Genomic DNA, 18,543 nt, shown 5'->3' with positions numbered 1-18,543 from the left:
ACGGAGGGATCGAAGGACCGGCCGGGGCTCACGTTCGACAATATTGTCATAACCGGCGGAAATATCCGTCAGCGGGCGCCGCTGACCGAATTGTCCCCACTAGCGGCCCGCACCCGCGCGACCCGAGGCACCACCAGCGGGTAGCGGTACACTCGGCCCCGTGTCATTCGTCGACGACGTGGTGAGCGTCCTTCCCAAGCCGCTCGCGGAGATCGCGTACCGGCATCGGGAACTGATCAAGTTCGCCATCGTCGGTGCGACGACCTTCGTGATCGATAGCGGCATCTTCTACGCGCTGAAATGGACCGTGCTTTCCGAGAAGCCGGTAACCGCGAAGATTATCTCCGGCGTCATCGCGGTGATCGCGTCCTACATCCTGAATCGCGAATGGTCGTTCCGGAATCGCGGCGGCCGCGAGCGCCATCACGAAGCGCTGCTGTTCTTCGGGGTCAGCGGCGTCGGCGTGGTACTCGCGTTCATTCCGCTGTGGATCTCCAGTTACGTCTTCGACCTGCGCCAACCCGACGTGAGTTTCACCGTCGAGAATGTCGCGGACTTCATCAGCGCGTTCATCATCGGCAATCTGCTGCAGATGGCCTTCCGCTTCTGGGCGATGCGCCGCTGGGTGTTCCCGGACGAGATGAACGAGATCGCCGCCGAATTCGAGGATCTGGTCGAAGAGGAATTCCGGCGTAACTGACCGGCTCACCGCGGCTCGGTGACCACCGCGTTCTGCGTGCGATAGGCCGAGGACCCGAGGAATACCGCGAACAACGCCGGCCTGCGCCGTTGCAATTCGAGCCGCCCGCCGTCGGCCTCCACCAGCGCCCTGGCCAGCGCCAGCCCCACGCCGGTCGAGCCGCCCGCGGAGAATCCGCGATCGAAGATGTGCGGCGCGAGTTCGTCCCGCACGCCGTCCCCCTCGTCGGCGACCTCCACACACACCAGCGGATCCCGATCGACCCCCGGTCGCACGGTGCGCACCGAGACCGTGCAGGTCCCGCCGCCGTGCATCAGCGCGTTGTCCACCAGCACCGAAACCGCCTCGCGCAGCCGCGATCCGGTGATCGGCGCGAGCAACGACTCGTCCCCGATGAGCTTGAGCGCACGGCCCTTCTCGGTGAACGGATGCGTCCATTCGGCGACCACGCCGCGCAGTTCCGCCATCACCGGCACCGGATCGAGGTCGGCCGCGTCCTCGTCGCGCGAGGCGCGAACCAGGTCGTCGATGGCGTCGGTGAGCCGATCGACCTGAGCCATCGCCTCCTCGGCCTCGTGCACCACCTCCTGGTCGGCGTGCGTGGACAACTCGTCCAATCGCAGCCGCACCGCGGTCAACCGGCTGCGCAGCTGATGGGAAACGTCCGCGACCAGAGCATGTTCACGCTGCAACCGCCCGGCGATCTCGACCGTGGCCGAGTCGAGCACGTCGGACACCCGATCGAGTTCGGAAATGCCGTGCCTGCGCGGATCCGGCCGGAAGTCCCCCATCGCCAGCCGCGCGGCCCGCGCCGCCACATCGCGCAACGGATCGGCCACCCGGCGCGCGGTGATCACCGCCACCGACACCGCCGCCCCGAGCGAGGCCAGCACCGCCAAGGCCACCACCGCGACCGCCTGACGCTGCCTGGCGTGCATCGGCGCCGAGGGCACCTCCAGGCGCAGCGACCCCTTGGTGCCCATCGACAGCGACTCGACCAGGGGGTCGGACACCTGGTCGACGCCGACGTCCATGCGCGAGGCGTTGTCGTGCGGCGCCGGATAGATGATGGTGAGCTTGCCGTCCTGCGGTAGCAGCGGCTGCACCGAGCGGGTGTCGAGTTCGCCGAGCACCATGCCGTCGCTCTGTTCCTGCACGATGATCGCGGTGGCGATCCGCTCGAGTTTGCTTTGCAGGTCGTCGCGGGTGATGTCCTCGACCCACAGCCAGGCCGTGTAGATCAGCGGCAGGCCGAGCACCACCGTGGTCAGGGTCAGCACGGTCAGCATCGACCGCAGGATTCTGCGCCGCACGTCAGCCGGTGACTTCCATGCCTAAGCCCTGCGTGGTTACACCAGCTGCCGCCGCCGGCCTTGACCCACTCATGCGGTGTTCAGCCGGAAGCCGACCCCGCGCACCGTGACGATGCGCCGCTCGGCCATCGGGCCCTCGTCGCCGATCTTGCGCCGCAGCCAGGACATGTGCATGTCGAGGGTCTTGGAACCGCGCAGTTCGGCGTCGCCCCAGACCTCGCGCAGGATGGTCTCGCGCGGCACCACCTGACCCGCCCGATCGATCAGCACCTTCAGCAACTCGTATTCCTTGTTCGCCAAACCGATCTCGACGCCGTTCACCAGTACCCGGCGCGCGGCCGGTTCCAGCCGGATGCCGCCGACCTCCACCGTGTCGTCACCGATCCCGCTGCGCCGCAACAACGCTCGCACCCGGGCGAGCAGCTCGGCGAGGCGGAACGGCTTGCCCACGTAGTCGTCGGCGCCCGCGTCCAGCCCGACCACGAAGTCGACCTCGTCGGTGCGCGCGGTGAGCATCAGCACGGCCAGGTCGGCACCGCGGGCGCGGACCTGGCGGCACACCTCGAGCCCGTCCATGCCGGGCAGGCCGAGGTCGAGAATGAGCAGATCGTGGTGGCCCTCCAGGGCCCGCTCGAGCACGGCGGGACCGAAGCGCTCGACGGTGACCGAGTACCCCTCGCGCCCCAGCGCGCGCGACAACGGCGCGGCGATCGCCTCGTCGTCTTCAGCTAGCAGTACGGCCGTCATACGCCCAGGTTAACCGGCTCACCCGGTCCCCGCCCGCTTCCCCTCGTCGGCGCCGTCCGCGTTGCCGCTTTCATCGGTATTCGCCGCGCTCGTTCCAGTGCTCGCCCCGTCCGTTATCACCGTTTTCCACATCGAATACCTGGTGATACATCAGCGCGTGCACCTTCTGCACCGCCGGGATGTCGTCGAACTCGAGCGGCTCCGACGAGGACGATTCGATGATCAACGTGCCGGTGCCGAGCATCCGGTCGAACAGCCCGTGCCGGAACTGCACGCTCGAGATGCGACTCATCGGAATGTCGATGCCGGTGTGCGTGAGCACACCCTGGCGGACCAGCACCCGCCGGTCGGTGATGATGAAATGCGTCGACTTCCAGCTGAGAATCGGTGCGACACAACGCCACACGACGACGATCAGCCAGATCGCCAGCACCGTGATGAGCAGTGCCGTCCGTGCCGTCCCCTCGGCCTTGCGCGAAGCGAGTCCTCCGGCGAAACCGGCGAGCGCGGTGATGACGATCAACGTCACGATCGGCCAGAACAACATCTTCCAGTGCGGATGACGGTGCAGGATCAGCTGCTCTTCCGGCGCAAGCACATCCTCCGGATAACCCATGGCCGGAACACTACCGCGTGAAGATGCCGAAATGCCGGACACCGGACCGCGTCGTGCTGCACAATCGTCTGCCCGCGTGTGCCGAAACCGCGCACGGGGTTCTCCGCTCGATCTGGCTCGAACGCTCTGTCGCCAAGCAGTTCTGCTCGAACGAAGTCGCCGATTACGACCGTGGAGGAATGTGTGACCAAAGACCTGACGCAGCTGGAAATTCTCACCGAATTGCAGCCCGTGGCCGAGCAGAATCTCAACCGGCACCTGGCGCTGGCCAAGGACTGGCACCCGCACGACTACATCCCGTGGGACGAGGGCCGCAATTTCGCCGCGATGGGCGGGCAGGACTGGGCGCCGGAGCAATCCAGGCTGAGCGAGGTGGCCAAGGTCGCCATGATCACCAATCTGCTCACCGAGGACAACCTCCCCTCGTACCACCGCGAGATCGCCGAGAACTTCTCCCGGGACGGCGCCTGGGGCACCTGGGTCGGCCGCTGGACCGCCGAGGAAAACCGGCACGGCATCGCCATCCGCGACTACCTGGTGGTCACCCGCGGCGTCGATCCGGTCGCGCTGGAACAGGCGCGGATGATCCACATGACGAACGGGGTTGCCGCGCCGGACAACTGGGGCGGATTCCTGGAAAGCGTCACCTACGTGACGTTCCAGGAGCTGGCCACCCGCGTCTCCCACCGCAACACCGGCCGGGTGTGCGACGACCCCATCGCCGATCGCATGCTGCAACGCATCGCCGCGGACGAGAACCTGCACATGATCTTCTACCGCAACATGTGTGGTGCGGGCCTCGAGCTGGCGCCGGATCAGGCGATGATGGCGATCACCAAGATCCTGACCCACTTCATCATGCCCGGCGCGGGGATGCCCAACTTCCGCCGCAACGGCGTGCTGATGGCCAAGCACGGCATCTACGACCTGCGCCAGCACCTGGAAGACGTCGTCGCGCCCGTGCTCAAGCAGTGGAACATCTTCGACCGCAACGACTTCGGACCACGCGGCGAACAGGCCCGCGAGGAACTCGGCGTTTTCATCGAAAAACTCGAACAAGATGTGCTCAAGTTCGAGGAACAGCGTGACCGCATGTTCGCCCGCGAAGCCGCCAAGGCCGCGCTGCAACCCGTCTGATCACCAACGGCCGCACACCTTCCGATTTCCCGCACGCGGGTCCGCACGAGAATCGCCGTGCGAGAAATCAGCAGGTGTGCGGCTGTTTCAGTACTCGGCGCGCAGGTGGGTGACGTCGCCGGCGGAGACCGGGTGGTCGCCGATCAGCAGGCGGCCCGCGTCGTCGATGTCGGTGGCGATGCCGGTCAGCGTCCGGCCGCCGGGCAATTCGGCGCGCACGTTGGCGCCGAGCGTCGCGCACCGCTCGCGGTAGGCGGCGGCGAGATCCGTTGTCCGCCAGCCCGCGTCGCGCCACGCGGTGAAGCGCCGGGCGAATTCGGTCAGCACCGACTGCACGATCTGCGTCCGGTCGGTGTTCTCGGCGCCCGCGATGGTCAGCGAAATGGCGTGCGGCACCGGCAGTTCCGCCTCGGTGAGGCTGACATTCAGCCCCATGCCGATGACCACCGCCGGTGCGGCGTTGCCGGTCGCGACCTCGGCGAGGATGCCCGCCACTTTGCGGCCATCGATCAGCACATCGTTGGGCCACTTGAGATTCGCGGCCACACCGGCGGTCGCGCGCAGTGCGTCCACCACGGCGATGCCGGTGAGCAGCGGCAGCCAGCCGAGCACCGCGGGCTCGATCCCGTCCAGTCGCACCAGCAGCGACATCGAGATCTGCGCCCGCGGCGGGCTGATCCAGGTGCGTGCGTGCCTGCCGCGCCCTTGCTCCTGCGCCTCTGCAAGGAGTACCGCGCGGTCGGCGTCTGGTTCGCCGGCGCGCGCGATCAGGTCCGCGTTGGTGGACCCGGTCGACTCCACCACCTCGATGTGGCGGAAGAACGACAGCTCGGGCAATTCGGTGAGACTGCGCCGCAACTGCTCTGCATCCAAAGGAGACCTGGTCACAGGGGCAGGCTACTTGGTGCGCGGCCGCCTGCCGGACCAGGTCGGCACGGGACTAACCGACGAGGATGTACATCTCGTCGCTCGGCGCGCGGGCCGCACCGTCGGCGCCTTCGCCGTCCCCATGCGTGGCCTCGCTCCGATAGTCCGGATCCAGGATCGTCGGCTTCGGCTCGAGCTCGTGACAGCTCGTCCATGACGCCGCAGCCGCGTATTCCGCGACGGTTTTGCTCCATTCCCACATATCTGGGCTCCTCCCCCTGAGCACGAAAACCGGACTCCTCCAGACTATCTGGCCAACCACGTGGATTGATACCGATTTCCTACCGGCGCAAAGCCGCCAAAAGCGGTGGAGTTTCTTTTCGGCAACCCGATCTAGCTGCGCTTTTTACCCACTGGTAGCCCCTACTGGGTTAGTGGGAAGCACTGTCACTCGTTACACTCCGGAGCCATGACGAGTGTCCAGCAGCAGTCCGCGCAAGATCCAGCGGGCGCCCCCGACATCCACACCACCGCCGGGAAGCTGGCTGACCTGCGGAATCGGCTGGATGAGGCGCAGCACCCGATGGGTGAGGCCGCGGTCGACAAGGTGCACGCCAAGGGCAAGATGACCGCCCGCGAGCGGATCCTGGCGCTGCTGGACGAGGGCTCCTTCGTCGAGCTCGACGCGTTGGCCCGGCACCGCAGCGTGAACTTCGGTCTCGCGGAGAACCGCCCGCTCGGTGACGGCGTGGTGACCGGTTACGGCACCATCGACGGCCGCGACGTCTGCATCTTCAGCCAGGACGTCACCGTGTTCGGCGGCAGCCTCGGCGAGGTCTACGGCGAGAAGATCGTCAAGGTGATGGACCTGGCGCTCAAGACCGGCCGTCCCCTGGTCGGCATCAACGAGGGCGCGGGCGCGCGCATCCAGGAGGGCGTCGTCTCGCTCGGCCTGTACGGCGAGATCTTCCACCGCAACATCCAGGCCTCCGGCGTGATCCCGCAGATCTCGCTGATCATGGGCGCGGCCGCGGGCGGCCACGTCTACTCCCCCGCGCTCACCGACTTCGTGGTGATGGTCGACCAGACCAGCCAGATGTTCGTCACCGGACCCGACGTGATCAAGACCGTCACCGGCGAGGACGTCACCATGGAGGACCTCGGCGGCGCGCACACGCACATGGTGAAATCCGGTGTGGCGCACTACGTCGCCTCCGGCGAGCAGGACGCGCTCGACTACGTCAAGGACCTGCTGTCCTACCTGCCGAGCAACAACCGCGCCGAGGCGCCGCGCTTCCCGGCCACCGACCCGATCGACGGCGCCATCGAGGACTCGCTCACCGACGAGGATCGCGAGCTGGACTCGATCATCCCGGATTCGCCGAACCAGCCCTACGACATGCACGAGGTGATCCGTCGCCTGCTCGACGACGACGAGTTCCTCGAGGTGCAGGCCGAGCGCGCGATGAACATCATCGTCGGCTTCGGCCGGATCGATGGCCGCAGCGTCGGCATCGTGGCCAACCAGCCCACCCAGTTCGCCGGCTGCCTGGACATCGACGCCTCGGAGAAGGCCGCGCGATTCGTGCGCACCTGCGACGCGTTCAACATCCCGATCCTCACCCTGGTCGATGTGCCTGGCTTCCTGCCCGGCACCGGCCAGGAGTACAACGGCATCATCCGGCGCGGCGCGAAGCTGCTCTACGCCTACGGCGAGGCAACTGTGGGAAAGATCACGGTGATCACCCGCAAGGCCTACGGCGGCGCCTACGACGTCATGGGTTCCAAGCACATGGGTGCCGACGTGAACCTGGCCTGGCCGACCGCGCAGATCGCCGTGATGGGCGCCTCCGGGGCCGTCGGCTTCGTCTACCGCAAGCAGCTGGCCGACGCCGCGAAGAACGGCGACGACGTCGATGCGCTGCGGCTTCAGCTGCAGAACGAGTACGAGGACACCTTGGTGAACCCCTACATCGCCGCCGAACGCGGCTATGTGGACGCGGTCATTCCGCCCTCGCACACCCGCGGTCAGATCGTCTCGGCGCTGCGGCTGCTGGAGCGCAAGATGGTAACGCTGCCGCCGAAGAAGCACGGCAACATCCCGTTGTGATTCCGGCCGCAACACCCGGCGGTGCTCCAGCGATACGCTCGACAGGCCGCGCACACTGGATGTAGAGACGCAATGAGTGGATCCGAGGATGATCGCATCACCGGCCCGCTGATCGCGACCGAGGAACACGCCTGATCAGGCAAAGAAGGGATCTGGCACTGTGACGACCGTGGCAGAAGACGATGTTTTGACCGCCGCCGAACTGGACCTCACCGTCGGTACGATCACCGACCAGGTCGAGGTGGCCGACGCGAACGCGGCGGTCGCCGAGTCCGCCGTCGCGGCCGCCGCGCCGTTCTTCACCGTGGTGAAGGGCAACCCGAGCGACGAGGAGATCGCGGCACTGGTGTGCGTGCTCTCCGCCGCCGCGGACAGCGCCGCCGCCCCGTCCGGTCCGGCGGACCTGTGGGGCCGGCCCACGTTCATGCACCGGGGCACGTCCCCGTTCTCGCCCTACGCCTTCCCTCAGCTGTCGCACCTGCGCGGGTGACGAGGTTCGTTCTCGCCTCCGCGTCGCCTGCCCGCCGGGAAGTTCTCCGTTCGGCGGGCATCGATCCGATCGTCCGGGTGTCGGACGTGGACGAGGACGCCATCCAGGCCGCGCTGCCCGACGGCACCGCGCCCGAGGTGGTGGTCGTCGAGCTGGCCAAGGCCAAGGCCGCGGCGGTCGCCGCGACGATTCCCGAACTCGCCGCCGATTGTGTTGTCGTCGGCTGTGATTCGATGCTGCTGGTGGACGGCGAGCTACAGGGCAAGCCGCACACCGCCGAGGTGGCCAGGGCGCGCTGGGGCGAAATGGCCGGGCGCAGCGCCGATCTGGTGACCGGGCACTGCGTCCTGCGCCTGCACGACGGCCGGATCACCGCCGAGGCGATCGACTGTAGTTCCACCACAGTGCATTTCGCCAAGCCCGAGCCCGACGAACTGGACGCCTACATCGCCACCGGCGAGCCGTTGCAGGTGGCGGGCGCGTTCACCCTCGACGGACTGGGCGGCTGGTTCGTCGACCGGATCGACGGCGATCCGTCCAGCGTGATCGGGATCGGTCTACCACTGCTGCGCCGACTGCTTGGCGACGTTGGGGTCGCCGTTACGCAGCTGTGGGGCCACCCGGCCACCTGACGGCGGCGTGATCAGCGGCTCCGACCCGGCCGCATCCCCGGTCGCGGGCACCGTGACCACCTCACGCCCGTCCGGCTCGCGCCGCAGCTCCTGCTCGCGCCGCGCCATCATCTCCAGCCGGACCACGCACAGCTCCGGCTCGACGAACGGATGCAGGCGCACGTTCACGTCCCCGCGCGCGCCGCTGCGGTCGAGCACCTCTTTGATCAGGCCGAGGTGCACACCGCAGACCACCTCGGAGTGGGTGCGCGCGAGTTCGCGCAGCGGGCACGCGGTGAGCCGGATCAGCGCCTGCTCGCTGGTCTCGTTCGGATCGCGTTCCGGCGCGAAGCCCAGCTCCGAAAGCACCGTCATGGCGACGTCTTTGGCGTCCTCCAGCGATTCGACCCGATGATCACCGGCGTCGAGCTTGGCGCCCCAGGAGCGCCCGGCCGCGATGGCCGCCTCGGAACGGCGACGCGGATCGGGGCCGAGTTGATCGGCGAGCACCTGCGCGAGTTCCTGGTAACCGACCGATCGCTGCACCGCGCTGTATCCGATGCGCGGACGTCCGCGACCGCGGGGCGGTTGCTGAAATTGCCGCACCAGGGATTCCCTGGTGAGCACGTCCAGATGAAACCGAACCGTGGTGACGTGTTGTCCGGTGATTCTGGCCAGTTCCTGGGCGTCGAGAGGCTCGCTGGCGCCACGTAGGATCGCGAGCAGTCGCCGCCGCGGCCAAGAATCGGACATAGCTCACCCCTCCTCCCGGGAGACTTTATCGGATGCAGGTGCGATTTATTCGCTCATTCAGCCGATTTGTGATCTGAAACGAGAGCCACTAACGCCTCACACATACCATCGCTGTGAGACCCGAACCGCTGAAACCACCGTCTACCACGCGTGAAGGACCCACATCGTGCCCGCTGCTCCGGACCCTCATCCCGCATTTGGTTCTTACGCACATCCTCACCGACTAGTAACCACGGAGTGGCTGTCGGCAAACATCGGCACGTCAGGACTCAAGATCGTCGAGTCCAACGAGGACATTTTGCTCTACGACATCGGACATGTTCCCGGCGCTACCAAGATCGATTGGCGGGGCGATCTGAACGATCCGGTCACACGTGACTACATCGACGGAGCCCGATTCACCGAGTTGATGCGCGCCAAGGGAATCGAGCGAGACGATACCGTGGTGATCTACGGTGATCGGGGCAACGCGCAGGCGGCGCACACATTGTGGGTTTTCACTTTGTTCGGACACCCGGATGTGCGGTTGCTGGACGGTGGTCGCGGCGCCTGGATTTCCGAGGAGCGCGACACCACCTTCGACACCCCACACCTCACCCCCAGCGACTATCCGGCGGTCACCCGCGACGACGGCAGCGCCCGCGCGTTCCGCGAAGACGTGCTCGCCCACCTCGGCAAGCCGCTGATCGACGTGCGTTCGCCGGACGAGTACTCCGGCGAGCTGATCCAGCCGCCGATCAACCCGGAGGACGCGGCGCTGCGCGGCGGCCACATCCCCACCGCCGCGAACATTCCGTGGACCGAGGCGTTCAACAACGACGGCCGCTTCCGTTCACGCGCCGAATTGGACGCGATCTACGGCGCGCTGGGCAGCACGGACGACCTGATCGTCTACAGCAGGGTCGGCGAACGCTCCAGCCACACCTGGTTCGTGCTGACCTATCTGCTCGGCTTCGACACGGTGCGCAACTACGACGGTTCGTGGACCGAATGGGGCAACTCGGTGCGCATGCCGATCGCCAAGGGGACTGAACCCGGCGCGGCGCCGGCGGGCAGCGGACGCCGGGCCCGCGGCAGGTAACGCACGCAGGTACTTCCATCTGGATGGCATGGTTGTGATCCACGACCTACTGTTCAGTAGGACTGGCCGAGTTCGGCGTCTGTTGGCAGACTGCCTACACTCGCCCAGACGTAGTTTCGTCGACCACGGGGCGACCAAAAAGATTTCACACAGGAGGCTCAGTGCCCAGCCACGCCAGCGCACGGATCACGAAGGTACTCGTAGCCAATCGAGGCGAGATCGCCGTGCGCGTGATTCGGGCGGCCAAGGACGCCGGCCTCGGCAGCGTCGCGGTGTACGCGGAGCCCGACGCCGAAGCCCCCTTCGTGCAGCTCGCCGACGAAGCGTTCGCGCTCGGCGGCCAGACCTCGGCCGAGTCGTACCTCGTGTTCGACAAGATCCTCGACGCCGCGTCGCGCTCCGGCGCCGACGCCATCCACCCCGGCTACGGATTCCTCTCCGAGAACGCCGACTTCGCCCAGGCTGTGATCGACGCCGGGCTGATCTGGATCGGCCCGTCGCCGCAGTCCATCCGCGACCTCGGGGACAAGGTCACCGCCCGGCACATCGCCGAGCGGGCCAAGGCGCCGATGGCCGCGGGCACCAAGGACCCGGTGAAGAACGCCGACGAGGTCGTCGCGTTCGCCAAGGAGTACGGCGTGCCGGTCGCGATCAAGGCCGCCTTCGGTGGCGGTGGCCGCGGCATGAAGGTCGCGCACACCATCGAGGAGATCCCCGAGCTGTTCGAGTCGGCCACCCGCGAGGCGGTCGCCGCGTTCGGTCGCGGCGAGTGCTTCGTCGAGCAGTACCTGGACAAGGCCCGCCACGTCGAGGCGCAGGTCATCGCCGACCAGCACGGCAACGTCGTGGTCGCGGGCACCCGCGACTGCTCGCTGCAGCGCCGGTTCCAGAAGCTCGTCGAGGAGGCGCCCGCGCCGTTCCTGTCCGACGACGTGCGCGCGAAGATCCACGCCTCGGCCAAGGCCATCTGCCGGGAAGCCGGCTACTACGGCGCGGGCACGGTCGAGTACCTGGTGCAGGGCGAGACGGTGTCGTTCCTCGAGGTGAACACCCGCCTGCAGGTCGAGCACCCGGTCACCGAGGAGACCGCGGGCATCGACCTGGTGCGCCAGCAGTTCCGCATCGCCAACGGCGAAGAGCTGACCATCAAGGAAGACCCGACCCCGCGCGGTCACTCGTTCGAGTTCCGGATCAACGGCGAGGACGCGGGCCGCGGCTTCCTGCCCGCCCCCGGCCCGGTCACCGTCTACCAGGAGCCGACCGGCCCCGGCGTGCGCGTGGACTCCGGCGTGGTGCAGGGCAGCGTGATCGGCGGGCAGTTCGACTCGATGCTGGCCAAGCTGATCGTCACCGGCGAGAACCGCACCCAGGCACTGGAGCGGGCCCGGCGCGCGCTGGCCGAGTACCGGGTCGAGGGGCTGGCCACGGTCATCCCGTTCCACCAGGCGATCGTCGAGGACCCCGCGTTCATCGGTGACGGCACCACGTTCGACGTCTACACCAAGTGGATCGAGAACGAGTGGAACAACACCGTCGAGCCGTACACCGCCGGTGCGCCTGCCGACGAAGACGAGCAGCTGCCCCGGCAGAAGGTCGTGGTCGAGGTCGGCGGGCGTCGCGTCGAGGTGTCGCTGCCCGGGCAGTTCAGCCTCGGTGGTGGCGGCGCGGCCGCGGGCAACGGCGCCGGTGTGGTCCGCAAGAAGCCGAAGCCGCGTACCCGTGGCGGCGCCGGCGCCGGCGCGGCCTCCGGTGACGCGGTCACCGCGCCGATGCAGGGCACCGTGGTGAAGGTGGCCGTCGAAGAGGGACAGACCGTCGAGGCGGGCGACCTGATCGTGGTGCTCGAGGCCATGAAGATGGAGAACCCGGTGAACGCGCACAAGGCCGGTGTGGTCACCGGACTGGCCGTCGAGGCCGGCGCCGCGATCACTCAGGGAACGGTGCTCGCCGAGATCAAGTAGCCCGCGTAAACGCAGGGCGAACTCCGCTTCGAGCGGGCGCAGGACAATGACGTCCGCGCCCGCTCTGTCGTATCGTGGTCCGGTGACCAGTACGCAGACCGTCTCCGTTGTCGCGGAGATGATCCGCGCCCGTCGCGCGGCGAGTAACCGCGACGACGGCAACCGGCTGGTGCTCGTCATCGAGGGCGGCGGCAGTCGCGGCGTCTACTCCAGCGGCATGGTGTCGGCCATCGAGGAACTCGGCCTCGGCGCGGTCTTCGACGCGGTCTACGGCACCTCCGCGGGCGCGATCAACGGCGCCTGGCTGCTCGGCGGCCGCGCGCGCTCGGGCATGCGCTCCTGGACCGATCCGGCGATCATGCGCCGCGCCATCGACCCGGCCCGGCTGCTACGCGGACGGCCCGCGTTCGACCTGCGCTATCTGGTGCATCAGGTCTACGACGGAGTCGAGGGAATGAACTTCCCGGCGATCCTGGCCAACTCCACCACCTTTCACCCCATCGCCACCGACATCCGCACCGGTCACGCGGTCGACCTGCACCCGCACATCGTCGACAAACGCACCCTCATGCGCGCGCTACGGGCCTCCGCGGGCCTACCCATCCTGGCCGGGCCGCCGGTCGCGCTGGGCGACGCACAGTACTTCGACGGCGGGCTCACCGAGACCGTCCCGATCCGCACCGCGGTGCGCAGCGGCGCCACCCACGCGCTCGTCCTGCGCACCCGCCGGATCGACGAACAACGGCCCCCGGCCTCCCTGCTGCACCGGGTGGTCGGCGGCAGCTACCTACGAGCCATCGCCCCCGGCGCCTACCGCGCATGGGTCCAGCGTCCGCATCAGCAGGCGATCGAAGACAGCGCCCTCGCCGAACTCGGCGACGCCGTCCTGCAGATCCACCCGCCGCTCGGCTCCCCCGACATCGACAGCGCCGCCCGCGACACCACGTTGCTCGCCGCCGCGCTGGACATCGGCCACCGCGCGGTCATGTCGGTGCTGTCCGACGCCGCCCGCGTCGCCTGAGCAGGTCCCGGGGACCGCGCCGAAGCTGTTCATTCGCAATATGACTCGGGGTCCGTACCGGGAATAGAGCCCTGACGGCAGGTAATTTCGAAGCGGTGGCAACACTGCGGATCAGGGCGCATTGCTACAGCCGCTCGTATCCGCCCGCATGCGCATCCCGAGTGCGAATCCTGTTGTCCGCGTAGCGGGTTGGTGCGTACATCCGCTGCCTGCTGAGCGTGCTCGCGGCGAATATAGATCCGGGTACGCGAGTCAGTCCAAGCGGACCGAGACGCCATTGGAGAGGACGAAGTCGTGTAGCTCCAGATGGGTCGGGGCGGTGTCGGCGGGGACGTCGAAAACCAGTTGGGTGGTGGCGGATTCACCCGGGGGCAGCTCGAACGAATAGTTGAAGCTGTGCTGGGCGGACTGCCACATGGTGGCGGTGGCGTTGTGTTCGAAGGCGGTGCCCTGGGCGTCGAAGAGGCGCTGACCGACGGGGAGGAACCATTTCGACTCGGCGGAGATGTTGCGAACGTTCAAGGTGACGATCACGAACGAGCCCGTCGCCGACTGGAGCCCCACGCGGTGCACGCCGGTGTCGACATCGCTCACGACGAACTCGAACTTCCCGTCCCGCACCGGGGTGCCCGCCACCGGAAGTCCCGGCGCCTCGGGCCGGTCCGGCGGCGGTGCCGGGTTCTCCTCGGCCATCGCCGTGGGCGGCGGCGCACCGGTCCCACCCGAATCACCGGCGCGCGTGCCTGCCAGCAGCGCCATGCACCCCGCCGCCAACATGAACGGCGTCAGGAACATGACCACCAGCGCCCCGATCACCTTGGCCAGCACCCCGCCGCGCTTACGCCGCCGACGGCGCACCGGCACGCTCGGCCGCCGAGGATCGGAATACCGCTGATACCTGGGTGGTTTCGCCGGAGCCGGGAAAACCTTCCGCCCGTACCCGACCGGATAACGCTGCTGCGGCACACCCGGTCGCGACTGCGCCACCCGGCCTTCCGCCGCCGGTCCGACCGGCCCCGGCTTCGACGGAACCGAACGCGGCCGCACCAGCGCAAGCAATTCCCGAACCACGGACCCTGCCTGCTGCGCCATCGAACCTTGCCGCGGTGGAACCAGATTCGATGGGGTTGCGCCCCACCCCGCCGCACCGCGCTGCGGAACCACCGGATACGCGGACCCTCGATACGGTGAACCAGCGCGCGGCGACCCCGGAGGAGACTGCGGCGGAGGATAACTCGCACGCGGCACCTCGAGCCGAGTCGCCACCCGGGTCGGCGGCAGGCCCGGCTCGGGCATAACCTTCGTCGGCGCAAGCGGTTTCGCCTCCACCCGGGTAGGCGTAGGGCGGGATGATGGCACGCCCCACATCGCCCCGATCGACTGCGCGGGTTCCGCTCGACGAGTCTCGACCCGAGTGGGTGTGGGGCCGGATTCCGGCAAAACCTTGGTCAGCTCAGGCGGTTTCGGCGCAGCAGGCGGGCGGGTGCCGAGCGCGGCGTGCGCCGCGGCGGCGAAATCTCCTGCGGTGGAATAACGATCGTCCGGCTTCTTCGCCATGGCACGGGCAATGACCGCGTCCAGCGCGGCCGGGACCGCGGCGTTGCGGGACCCGGCCCGCGGCGGGTCGGTCATCAGGTGCGCATGCATCTGCCGCGCGGGATCGGTATCACCGTAGGGCCGCGCGGCAGTGAGGCATTCGTAGAGAACGCAACCCAGCGAATAGACGTCGGCTCGCGCATCGGCCTTACCGGTGAACCGCTCCGGCGCCATATAGGCCAGCGTCCCGATCGCCAATCCGGTTGTGGTGACCGCGGTGTGGCCGATCCCGTGGGCGATACCGAAGTCGATCAGATACGCGAACCCACTGGCGTGCACAACGATGTTGGACGGCTTGACGTCTCGATGCACCAGCCCGGCCCGATGCGCCACATCCAGCGCGACCGCCACCTGCCCGACGATCCCGACGGCCGCGGCGGGCGCCAGCTTCCCGGCGGCCACCATGCTTGCCAGATCATGCCCCTCGACGAACTCCATATCGATGAACAACCGCCCATCGATCTCCCCGAACCGATGGATCCGCGGAATATGCGGATCGCGCAGCTCGGCCACCACCTCGGCCTCGCGTTCGAATCGCTTGCGGTACCCCGCATCCGCCGCGAGCTCGCTCGGCAGCAGCTTCAACGCCACCCAGCGGGTACCGGCGTCGTCATACGCCAGCCAGACCTGCCCCATGCCACCCCGGCCGAGTAACCGCTCCAGCCGGTAGCCCCCGAATCGCACCTCCCCCATCGCGAACCTCCAGTCGTCGTCGACTTGCCCAGGCCCGGCCCGCCGGTCTCCGATCAGCCACGGCGACACCGGAAAACACCAGCTCACGCCGCGAACACCAGAGAACCCAACCTCCTTCGGAGCCTAACCCCGCCCCGCGCGACCGGCCAGTGTGTCGTCAGCAACACCCCGACCGTGCGCTATTTACCGTTGCCGTGTTTGCCATGTCCGTTCCCGTTCCCGTTGCCTTCGCCGGGCGGGTCCGCTCGCCCGGGCTTCGGCGAAGCGACCTTCGGCGGGTCCGCCTTCGGTAGGTCCGGCTTCGGCGCGGCTGCCGGGTTACCTGCCGTCGCCGGCCGCCAATTCGCGAGCCCGCCGCCGGCGGCGACGCATTGCAACGGCGTGCCGTCCCCAGCGAAGCCGCGCGCGTCCACCTCAGGGTCACACGACTGCCAGGCAACCGGCGCGGTCGCGACCACCGGAGCGGCCCGCACCGGCGTCGATACCTGTGTCGCCGGGGGTTGCGCGGGAACGACCTGCGGCCGGGACTCGGACGTCGGTCCGGCCACCGTGGTCGCCGGCGCCGCCGACTCCTGTCCGTGCGGTCCCGGCCGCCCGAACCACAGCGCGGCACTCACCGCCACCAGCAGCGCTGCCAGCACGGCGACCGCAAGCCGAGATCGCGTCCGCTGCCGTGCACCACTGCCCGAGCGCGCATCGGAAACCGAACGCGGACCGCGGGTTCCGCCCGCCGCGGGGTCGGCGGTCACCCCGCCGCCGCCCAGAGCACCGCGCATCGCGCCCGAACCGTTCGTCCCCATCATCGCCGTATCCGCCCCGCGAAATGCCTGCGGCAGCACCGCTGTCGTCGGCAACACCGCGGTCGTCGGCAGTGCCGCGGCCGCGATCTGCACCGTCGGCACGTCGAGCCCGGTGATCGCGGCGTACGCGGCCGAGGCGAACTCGCTCGCGCTCGCGCAACGCTGCTCGGGAACCTTGGCCATCCCCCTGGTGATGACCGCGTCCAATCCGGCGGGCACCGCCGGGTTCCAGTCCGCGGCCAGCGGCGGGGAGGTCATCAGATGCGCGTGCAGCGACTGCGCCGCGTCGCCGTTGCCGAAAGGCCGCTGCGCGGTGAGACATTCGTAGAGCACACAGGCCAGCGCGTATTGATCCGAGCGGGCATCGCCGGCGCCGACGAACCGTTCCGGCGCCATGTAGGCCAGGGTGCCGACCACATTGCTGCTCGTCGTGATCGCGGGCTGGTCGGCCCGGTACGCGGTGCCGAAGTCGATCAGATGCGCGAGTCCGGCGGCGTCGACCATGATGTTGGCGGGTTTGACGTCGCGATGCACCATGCCCGCCCGGTGCGCGACGTCGAGCGCCTGCGCGATCTGCACCACGATCGCCACCGCCCGCGCGGGCGACAGCTGCCCCTCGCGCCGGAGCAGGGTGGCCAGATCGGTGCCGTCGATGAACTCCATGTCGAGATAGAGCCTGCCGTCGAGCTCGCCGAACGCGTGGATCGCCGCGAGGTGCGGTCCGCGCACCTGGGCGGCCAGCCGCGCCTCCCTGGTGAACCGCTGACGGTAGGTCGGATTGTCGGCCACCGTGGCGGACAACACCTTCAACGCGACGACACGATCGGCGATGCTGTCGTGCGCGCGCCACACCTGTCCGGTGCCACCGCTGCCGAGCAATCGATCGAGGCGATAGTGGCCGAACCACGTCTCACCCATAGTGCTGAACCTCCCGCTAGCCTTTTCCTCATGGAGGACCTACCCGATATTCGTATCGGCACCGCGGAGCGTGAAGCGGCGATGCAGCGACTGTCCGATCATTTCGCGGCCGGACGGCTCAGTGTCGCGGAATTCGACGAGCGCAGTGCGGTTGTCGCGGCCGCGGTCACGCGCGGCGACATCACGCCGGTATTCGCCGATCTGCCGGATCCGCTGGTCAAGGCCGCCGCGGTGCCGGCCAAACCGGCGTCCGGATTCCTCTCCGAATGGCCGGAGCGGGTGATGGCGGTCATCCCGATCCTCGCGGTCATCCTGTTCTTCCTCACCGGCAGCTGGCTGTGGTTCCTGGCCATCCCGCTGATGGGCGCCCTGCTGTTCGGCAGCAGGCACAACCAGGACGACCGCGGCCGCGAGCGCCGACGGCACCGCGGCGACCGCGGAAACCGCGGCCAGGACGCCATCGACTGAGCGTCGAGCGCGGGGACGGCGGGATGCTCGCAACGTGTTCGACCGCGACGGCTAGCCTCGCGGTATGGAGCAAGCGCCCCCGAGGCACCGCGACGAGCGCGGACGCTGATGGAACCGATCGAGATCAACGCCGGTACCTGGTATCTGCGCGCCCTGCGCGCCGACGACCGCATCGATGATCGCCCCGCACTCGCCGCGGGCGGCATCACCGACCCCGGCTACGTCGCGCTGCGCACCGCCGGTTGGGCCGAGGAATCCCACTTCTCCTGGGCGGTCTGCGAACCGACGACCGCGGAAATGGTCGCCGAGGTAGTTGCGCGTCCCACCGGCGACGGCACCGCCGAACTCACCGGCTGGGCCCGCGCAGGCTACGAGCCCGCCCTCGAAGCGGGCCTGACCACCGTCCATCGCTTCGTCGAAGGCGCCCTGGGCCTGCGCGCCACCGCTCGCTGATCCCGCGCGTCGCCACGGCCGACGCGTGTCCAGCTGACGCCGCGAAATGTGCGCGGCGGCAACATCTACCGCATGAACCCGGTGGAGTACTGACTGCGGCCGGACGGCCAACCCGTGCACTCCCGTGCCGACGGGAATGCGCGCCAACAGATTCCGGCGCGGGGCTATCGACGAGCGGGATAAAGCCCCGCCCGGGCCCCGCCGCCCC

The 18,543-nt window shown here is 68.4% G+C and carries 17 protein-coding genes and 1 pseudogene; 10 read left to right on the top strand and 8 right to left on the bottom strand.

From position 1 onward, the window contains the following. Positions 1 to 160: 160 nt before the first annotated feature. Positions 161 to 685: pseudogene (locus ACFQ9K_RS42995) on the top strand (GtrA family protein); the annotation flags it as partial. Between the two features lie 20 nt (positions 686 to 705). Here the strand turns inward: ACFQ9K_RS42995 and ACFQ9K_RS42990 are convergent. From ACFQ9K_RS42990 to ACFQ9K_RS42980, 3 genes are all read right to left on the bottom strand, one after another. Beyond that, on the bottom strand, positions 706 to 2,013 hold the full coding sequence (locus tag ACFQ9K_RS42990; protein WP_378717304.1) for a sensor histidine kinase: 1,308 nt from the start codon (positions 2,011 to 2,013) through the stop codon (positions 706 to 708). 69 nt (positions 2,014 to 2,082) lie between these two features. Continuing rightward, positions 2,083 to 2,760 (bottom strand): response regulator transcription factor, encoded by a 678-nt coding sequence (locus ACFQ9K_RS42985; RefSeq protein WP_378717306.1) that lies wholly within the window; start codon positions 2,758 to 2,760, stop codon positions 2,083 to 2,085. A gap of 70 nt (positions 2,761 to 2,830) precedes the next feature. Continuing rightward, entirely contained in the window at positions 2,831 to 3,376 is a 546-nt protein-coding gene (locus tag ACFQ9K_RS42980) for a PH domain-containing protein (protein ID WP_378717307.1), read from the bottom strand. A 183-nt stretch (positions 3,377 to 3,559) separates the two neighbouring features. Between ACFQ9K_RS42980 and ACFQ9K_RS42975 the strand changes: the two genes are divergently transcribed. Continuing rightward, a complete protein-coding gene (locus ACFQ9K_RS42975) occupies positions 3,560 to 4,513 on the top strand; it encodes an acyl-ACP desaturase (protein ID WP_378717309.1) in 954 nt (317 codons plus the stop codon). A gap of 87 nt (positions 4,514 to 4,600) precedes the next feature. Here the strand turns inward: ACFQ9K_RS42975 and ACFQ9K_RS42970 are convergent, their stop codons facing one another. Beyond that, positions 4,601 to 5,401 (bottom strand): biotin--[acetyl-CoA-carboxylase] ligase, encoded by an 801-nt coding sequence (locus ACFQ9K_RS42970; protein ID WP_378717311.1) that lies wholly within the window; start codon positions 5,399 to 5,401, stop codon positions 4,601 to 4,603. 52 nt (positions 5,402 to 5,453) lie between these two features. Next, complete coding sequence (locus ACFQ9K_RS42965; protein ID WP_378717312.1) at positions 5,454 to 5,642, bottom strand: hypothetical protein; 189 nt, start codon at positions 5,640 to 5,642, stop codon at positions 5,454 to 5,456. 207 nt (positions 5,643 to 5,849) lie between these two features. Between ACFQ9K_RS42965 and ACFQ9K_RS42960 the strand changes: the two genes are divergently transcribed. From ACFQ9K_RS42960 to ACFQ9K_RS42950, 3 genes are all read left to right on the top strand, one after another. Beyond that, positions 5,850 to 7,490 (top strand): acyl-CoA carboxylase subunit beta, encoded by a 1,641-nt coding sequence (locus ACFQ9K_RS42960; protein WP_378717313.1) that lies wholly within the window; start codon positions 5,850 to 5,852, stop codon positions 7,488 to 7,490. Between the two features lie 169 nt (positions 7,491 to 7,659). Then, positions 7,660 to 7,980: an acyl-CoA carboxylase subunit epsilon gene (locus ACFQ9K_RS42955; RefSeq protein WP_378984477.1), complete on the top strand. Its 321-nt coding sequence runs from the start codon at positions 7,660 to 7,662 to the stop codon at positions 7,978 to 7,980. After that, positions 7,977 to 8,612, top strand: a complete 636-nt coding sequence (locus tag ACFQ9K_RS42950) for a Maf family protein (RefSeq protein WP_378717316.1) — start codon at positions 7,977 to 7,979, stop codon at positions 8,610 to 8,612. Before ACFQ9K_RS42955 ends, ACFQ9K_RS42950 begins: the two co-directional genes overlap by 4 nt. Here the strand turns inward: ACFQ9K_RS42950 and ACFQ9K_RS42945 are convergent. Continuing rightward, positions 8,538 to 9,344 carry a helix-turn-helix transcriptional regulator gene (locus tag ACFQ9K_RS42945; RefSeq protein ID WP_378717318.1) on the bottom strand — a complete coding sequence of 269 codons (807 nt, stop codon included), beginning with the start codon at positions 9,342 to 9,344 and terminating at the stop codon, positions 8,538 to 8,540. The genes ACFQ9K_RS42950 and ACFQ9K_RS42945 overlap by 75 nt on opposite strands. 166 nt (positions 9,345 to 9,510) lie before the next feature. On the opposite strand from ACFQ9K_RS42945, the gene ACFQ9K_RS42940 reads away from it, so the two are divergent. The 3 genes from ACFQ9K_RS42940 to ACFQ9K_RS42930 all read left to right on the top strand — a co-directional run bounded on the left by ACFQ9K_RS42940 (position 9,511) and on the right by ACFQ9K_RS42930 (position 13,407). Further along, positions 9,511 to 10,425 (top strand): sulfurtransferase, encoded by a 915-nt coding sequence (locus ACFQ9K_RS42940; protein ID WP_378717320.1) that lies wholly within the window; start codon positions 9,511 to 9,513, stop codon positions 10,423 to 10,425. Positions 10,426 to 10,586: 161 nt separating this feature from the next. Next, complete coding sequence (locus ACFQ9K_RS42935) at positions 10,587 to 12,386, top strand: acetyl/propionyl/methylcrotonyl-CoA carboxylase subunit alpha (RefSeq protein ID WP_378717321.1); 1,800 nt, start codon at positions 10,587 to 10,589, stop codon at positions 12,384 to 12,386. An 82-nt stretch (positions 12,387 to 12,468) separates the two neighbouring features. Then, positions 12,469 to 13,407 carry a patatin family protein gene (locus tag ACFQ9K_RS42930; RefSeq protein WP_378717322.1) on the top strand — a complete coding sequence of 313 codons (939 nt, stop codon included), beginning with the start codon at positions 12,469 to 12,471 and terminating at the stop codon, positions 13,405 to 13,407. Positions 13,408 to 13,659: 252 nt separating this feature from the next. Here ACFQ9K_RS42930 and ACFQ9K_RS42925 read toward each other — a convergent pair whose 3' ends face one another. Continuing rightward, on the bottom strand, positions 13,660 to 15,696 hold the full coding sequence (locus ACFQ9K_RS42925; RefSeq protein WP_378717324.1) for a protein kinase: 2,037 nt from the start codon (positions 15,694 to 15,696) through the stop codon (positions 13,660 to 13,662). 179 nt (positions 15,697 to 15,875) lie between these two features. After that, positions 15,876 to 17,414, bottom strand: coding sequence for a protein kinase (locus tag ACFQ9K_RS42920; protein WP_378717326.1), 1,539 nt, complete (start codon positions 17,412 to 17,414; stop codon positions 15,876 to 15,878). 30 nt (positions 17,415 to 17,444) lie between these two features. Here ACFQ9K_RS42920 and ACFQ9K_RS42915 point away from each other — a divergent pair, with 30 nt between their 5' ends. Together ACFQ9K_RS42915 and ACFQ9K_RS42910 are read left to right on the top strand one after the other, a co-directional pair. Next, positions 17,445 to 17,882, top strand: coding sequence for a DUF1707 domain-containing protein (locus tag ACFQ9K_RS42915; RefSeq protein WP_378717327.1), 438 nt, complete (start codon positions 17,445 to 17,447; stop codon positions 17,880 to 17,882). A 108-nt stretch (positions 17,883 to 17,990) separates the two neighbouring features. Continuing rightward, the gene (locus tag ACFQ9K_RS42910; protein WP_378717329.1) at positions 17,991 to 18,335 is read left to right on the top strand and encodes a hypothetical protein; all 345 of its coding nucleotides are present in this window, start codon (positions 17,991 to 17,993) and stop codon (positions 18,333 to 18,335) included. The last annotated feature ends 208 nt before the right edge of the window (positions 18,336 to 18,543 follow it).

Source organism: Nocardia sp. NPDC056564 (assembly GCF_042793755.1).
In the GTDB taxonomy this organism is placed as follows: Bacteria; Actinomycetota; Actinomycetes; order Mycobacteriales; family Mycobacteriaceae; genus Nocardia.
This window is presented reverse-complemented; position numbering and strand designations above follow the sequence as displayed.

Bases quoted from the DNA above. Each gene is read 5' to 3' on its own strand.
- ACFQ9K_RS42960 (WP_378717313.1), top strand. From the start codon at position 5,850: ATGACGAGTGTCCAGCAGCAGTCCGCGCAAGATCCAGCGGGCGCCCCC.
- ACFQ9K_RS42915 (WP_378717327.1), top strand. From the start codon at position 17,445: ATGGAGGACCTACCCGATATTCGTATCGGCACCGCGGAGCGTGAAGCG.
- ACFQ9K_RS42985 (WP_378717306.1), bottom strand. From the start codon at position 2,760: ATGACGGCCGTACTGCTAGCTGAAGACGACGAGGCGATCGCCGCGCCG.
- ACFQ9K_RS42925 (WP_378717324.1), bottom strand. From the start codon at position 15,696: ATGGGGGAGGTGCGATTCGGGGGCTACCGGCTGGAGCGGTTACTCGGC.
- ACFQ9K_RS42920 (WP_378717326.1), bottom strand. From the start codon at position 17,414: ATGGGTGAGACGTGGTTCGGCCACTATCGCCTCGATCGATTGCTCGGC.
- ACFQ9K_RS42965 (WP_378717312.1), bottom strand. From the start codon at position 5,642: ATGTGGGAATGGAGCAAAACCGTCGCGGAATACGCGGCTGCGGCGTCA.
- ACFQ9K_RS42910 (WP_378717329.1), top strand. From the start codon at position 17,991: ATGGAACCGATCGAGATCAACGCCGGTACCTGGTATCTGCGCGCCCTG.
- ACFQ9K_RS42945 (WP_378717318.1), bottom strand. From the start codon at position 9,344: ATGTCCGATTCTTGGCCGCGGCGGCGACTGCTCGCGATCCTACGTGGC.
- ACFQ9K_RS42980 (WP_378717307.1), bottom strand. From the start codon at position 3,376: ATGGGTTATCCGGAGGATGTGCTTGCGCCGGAAGAGCAGCTGATCCTG.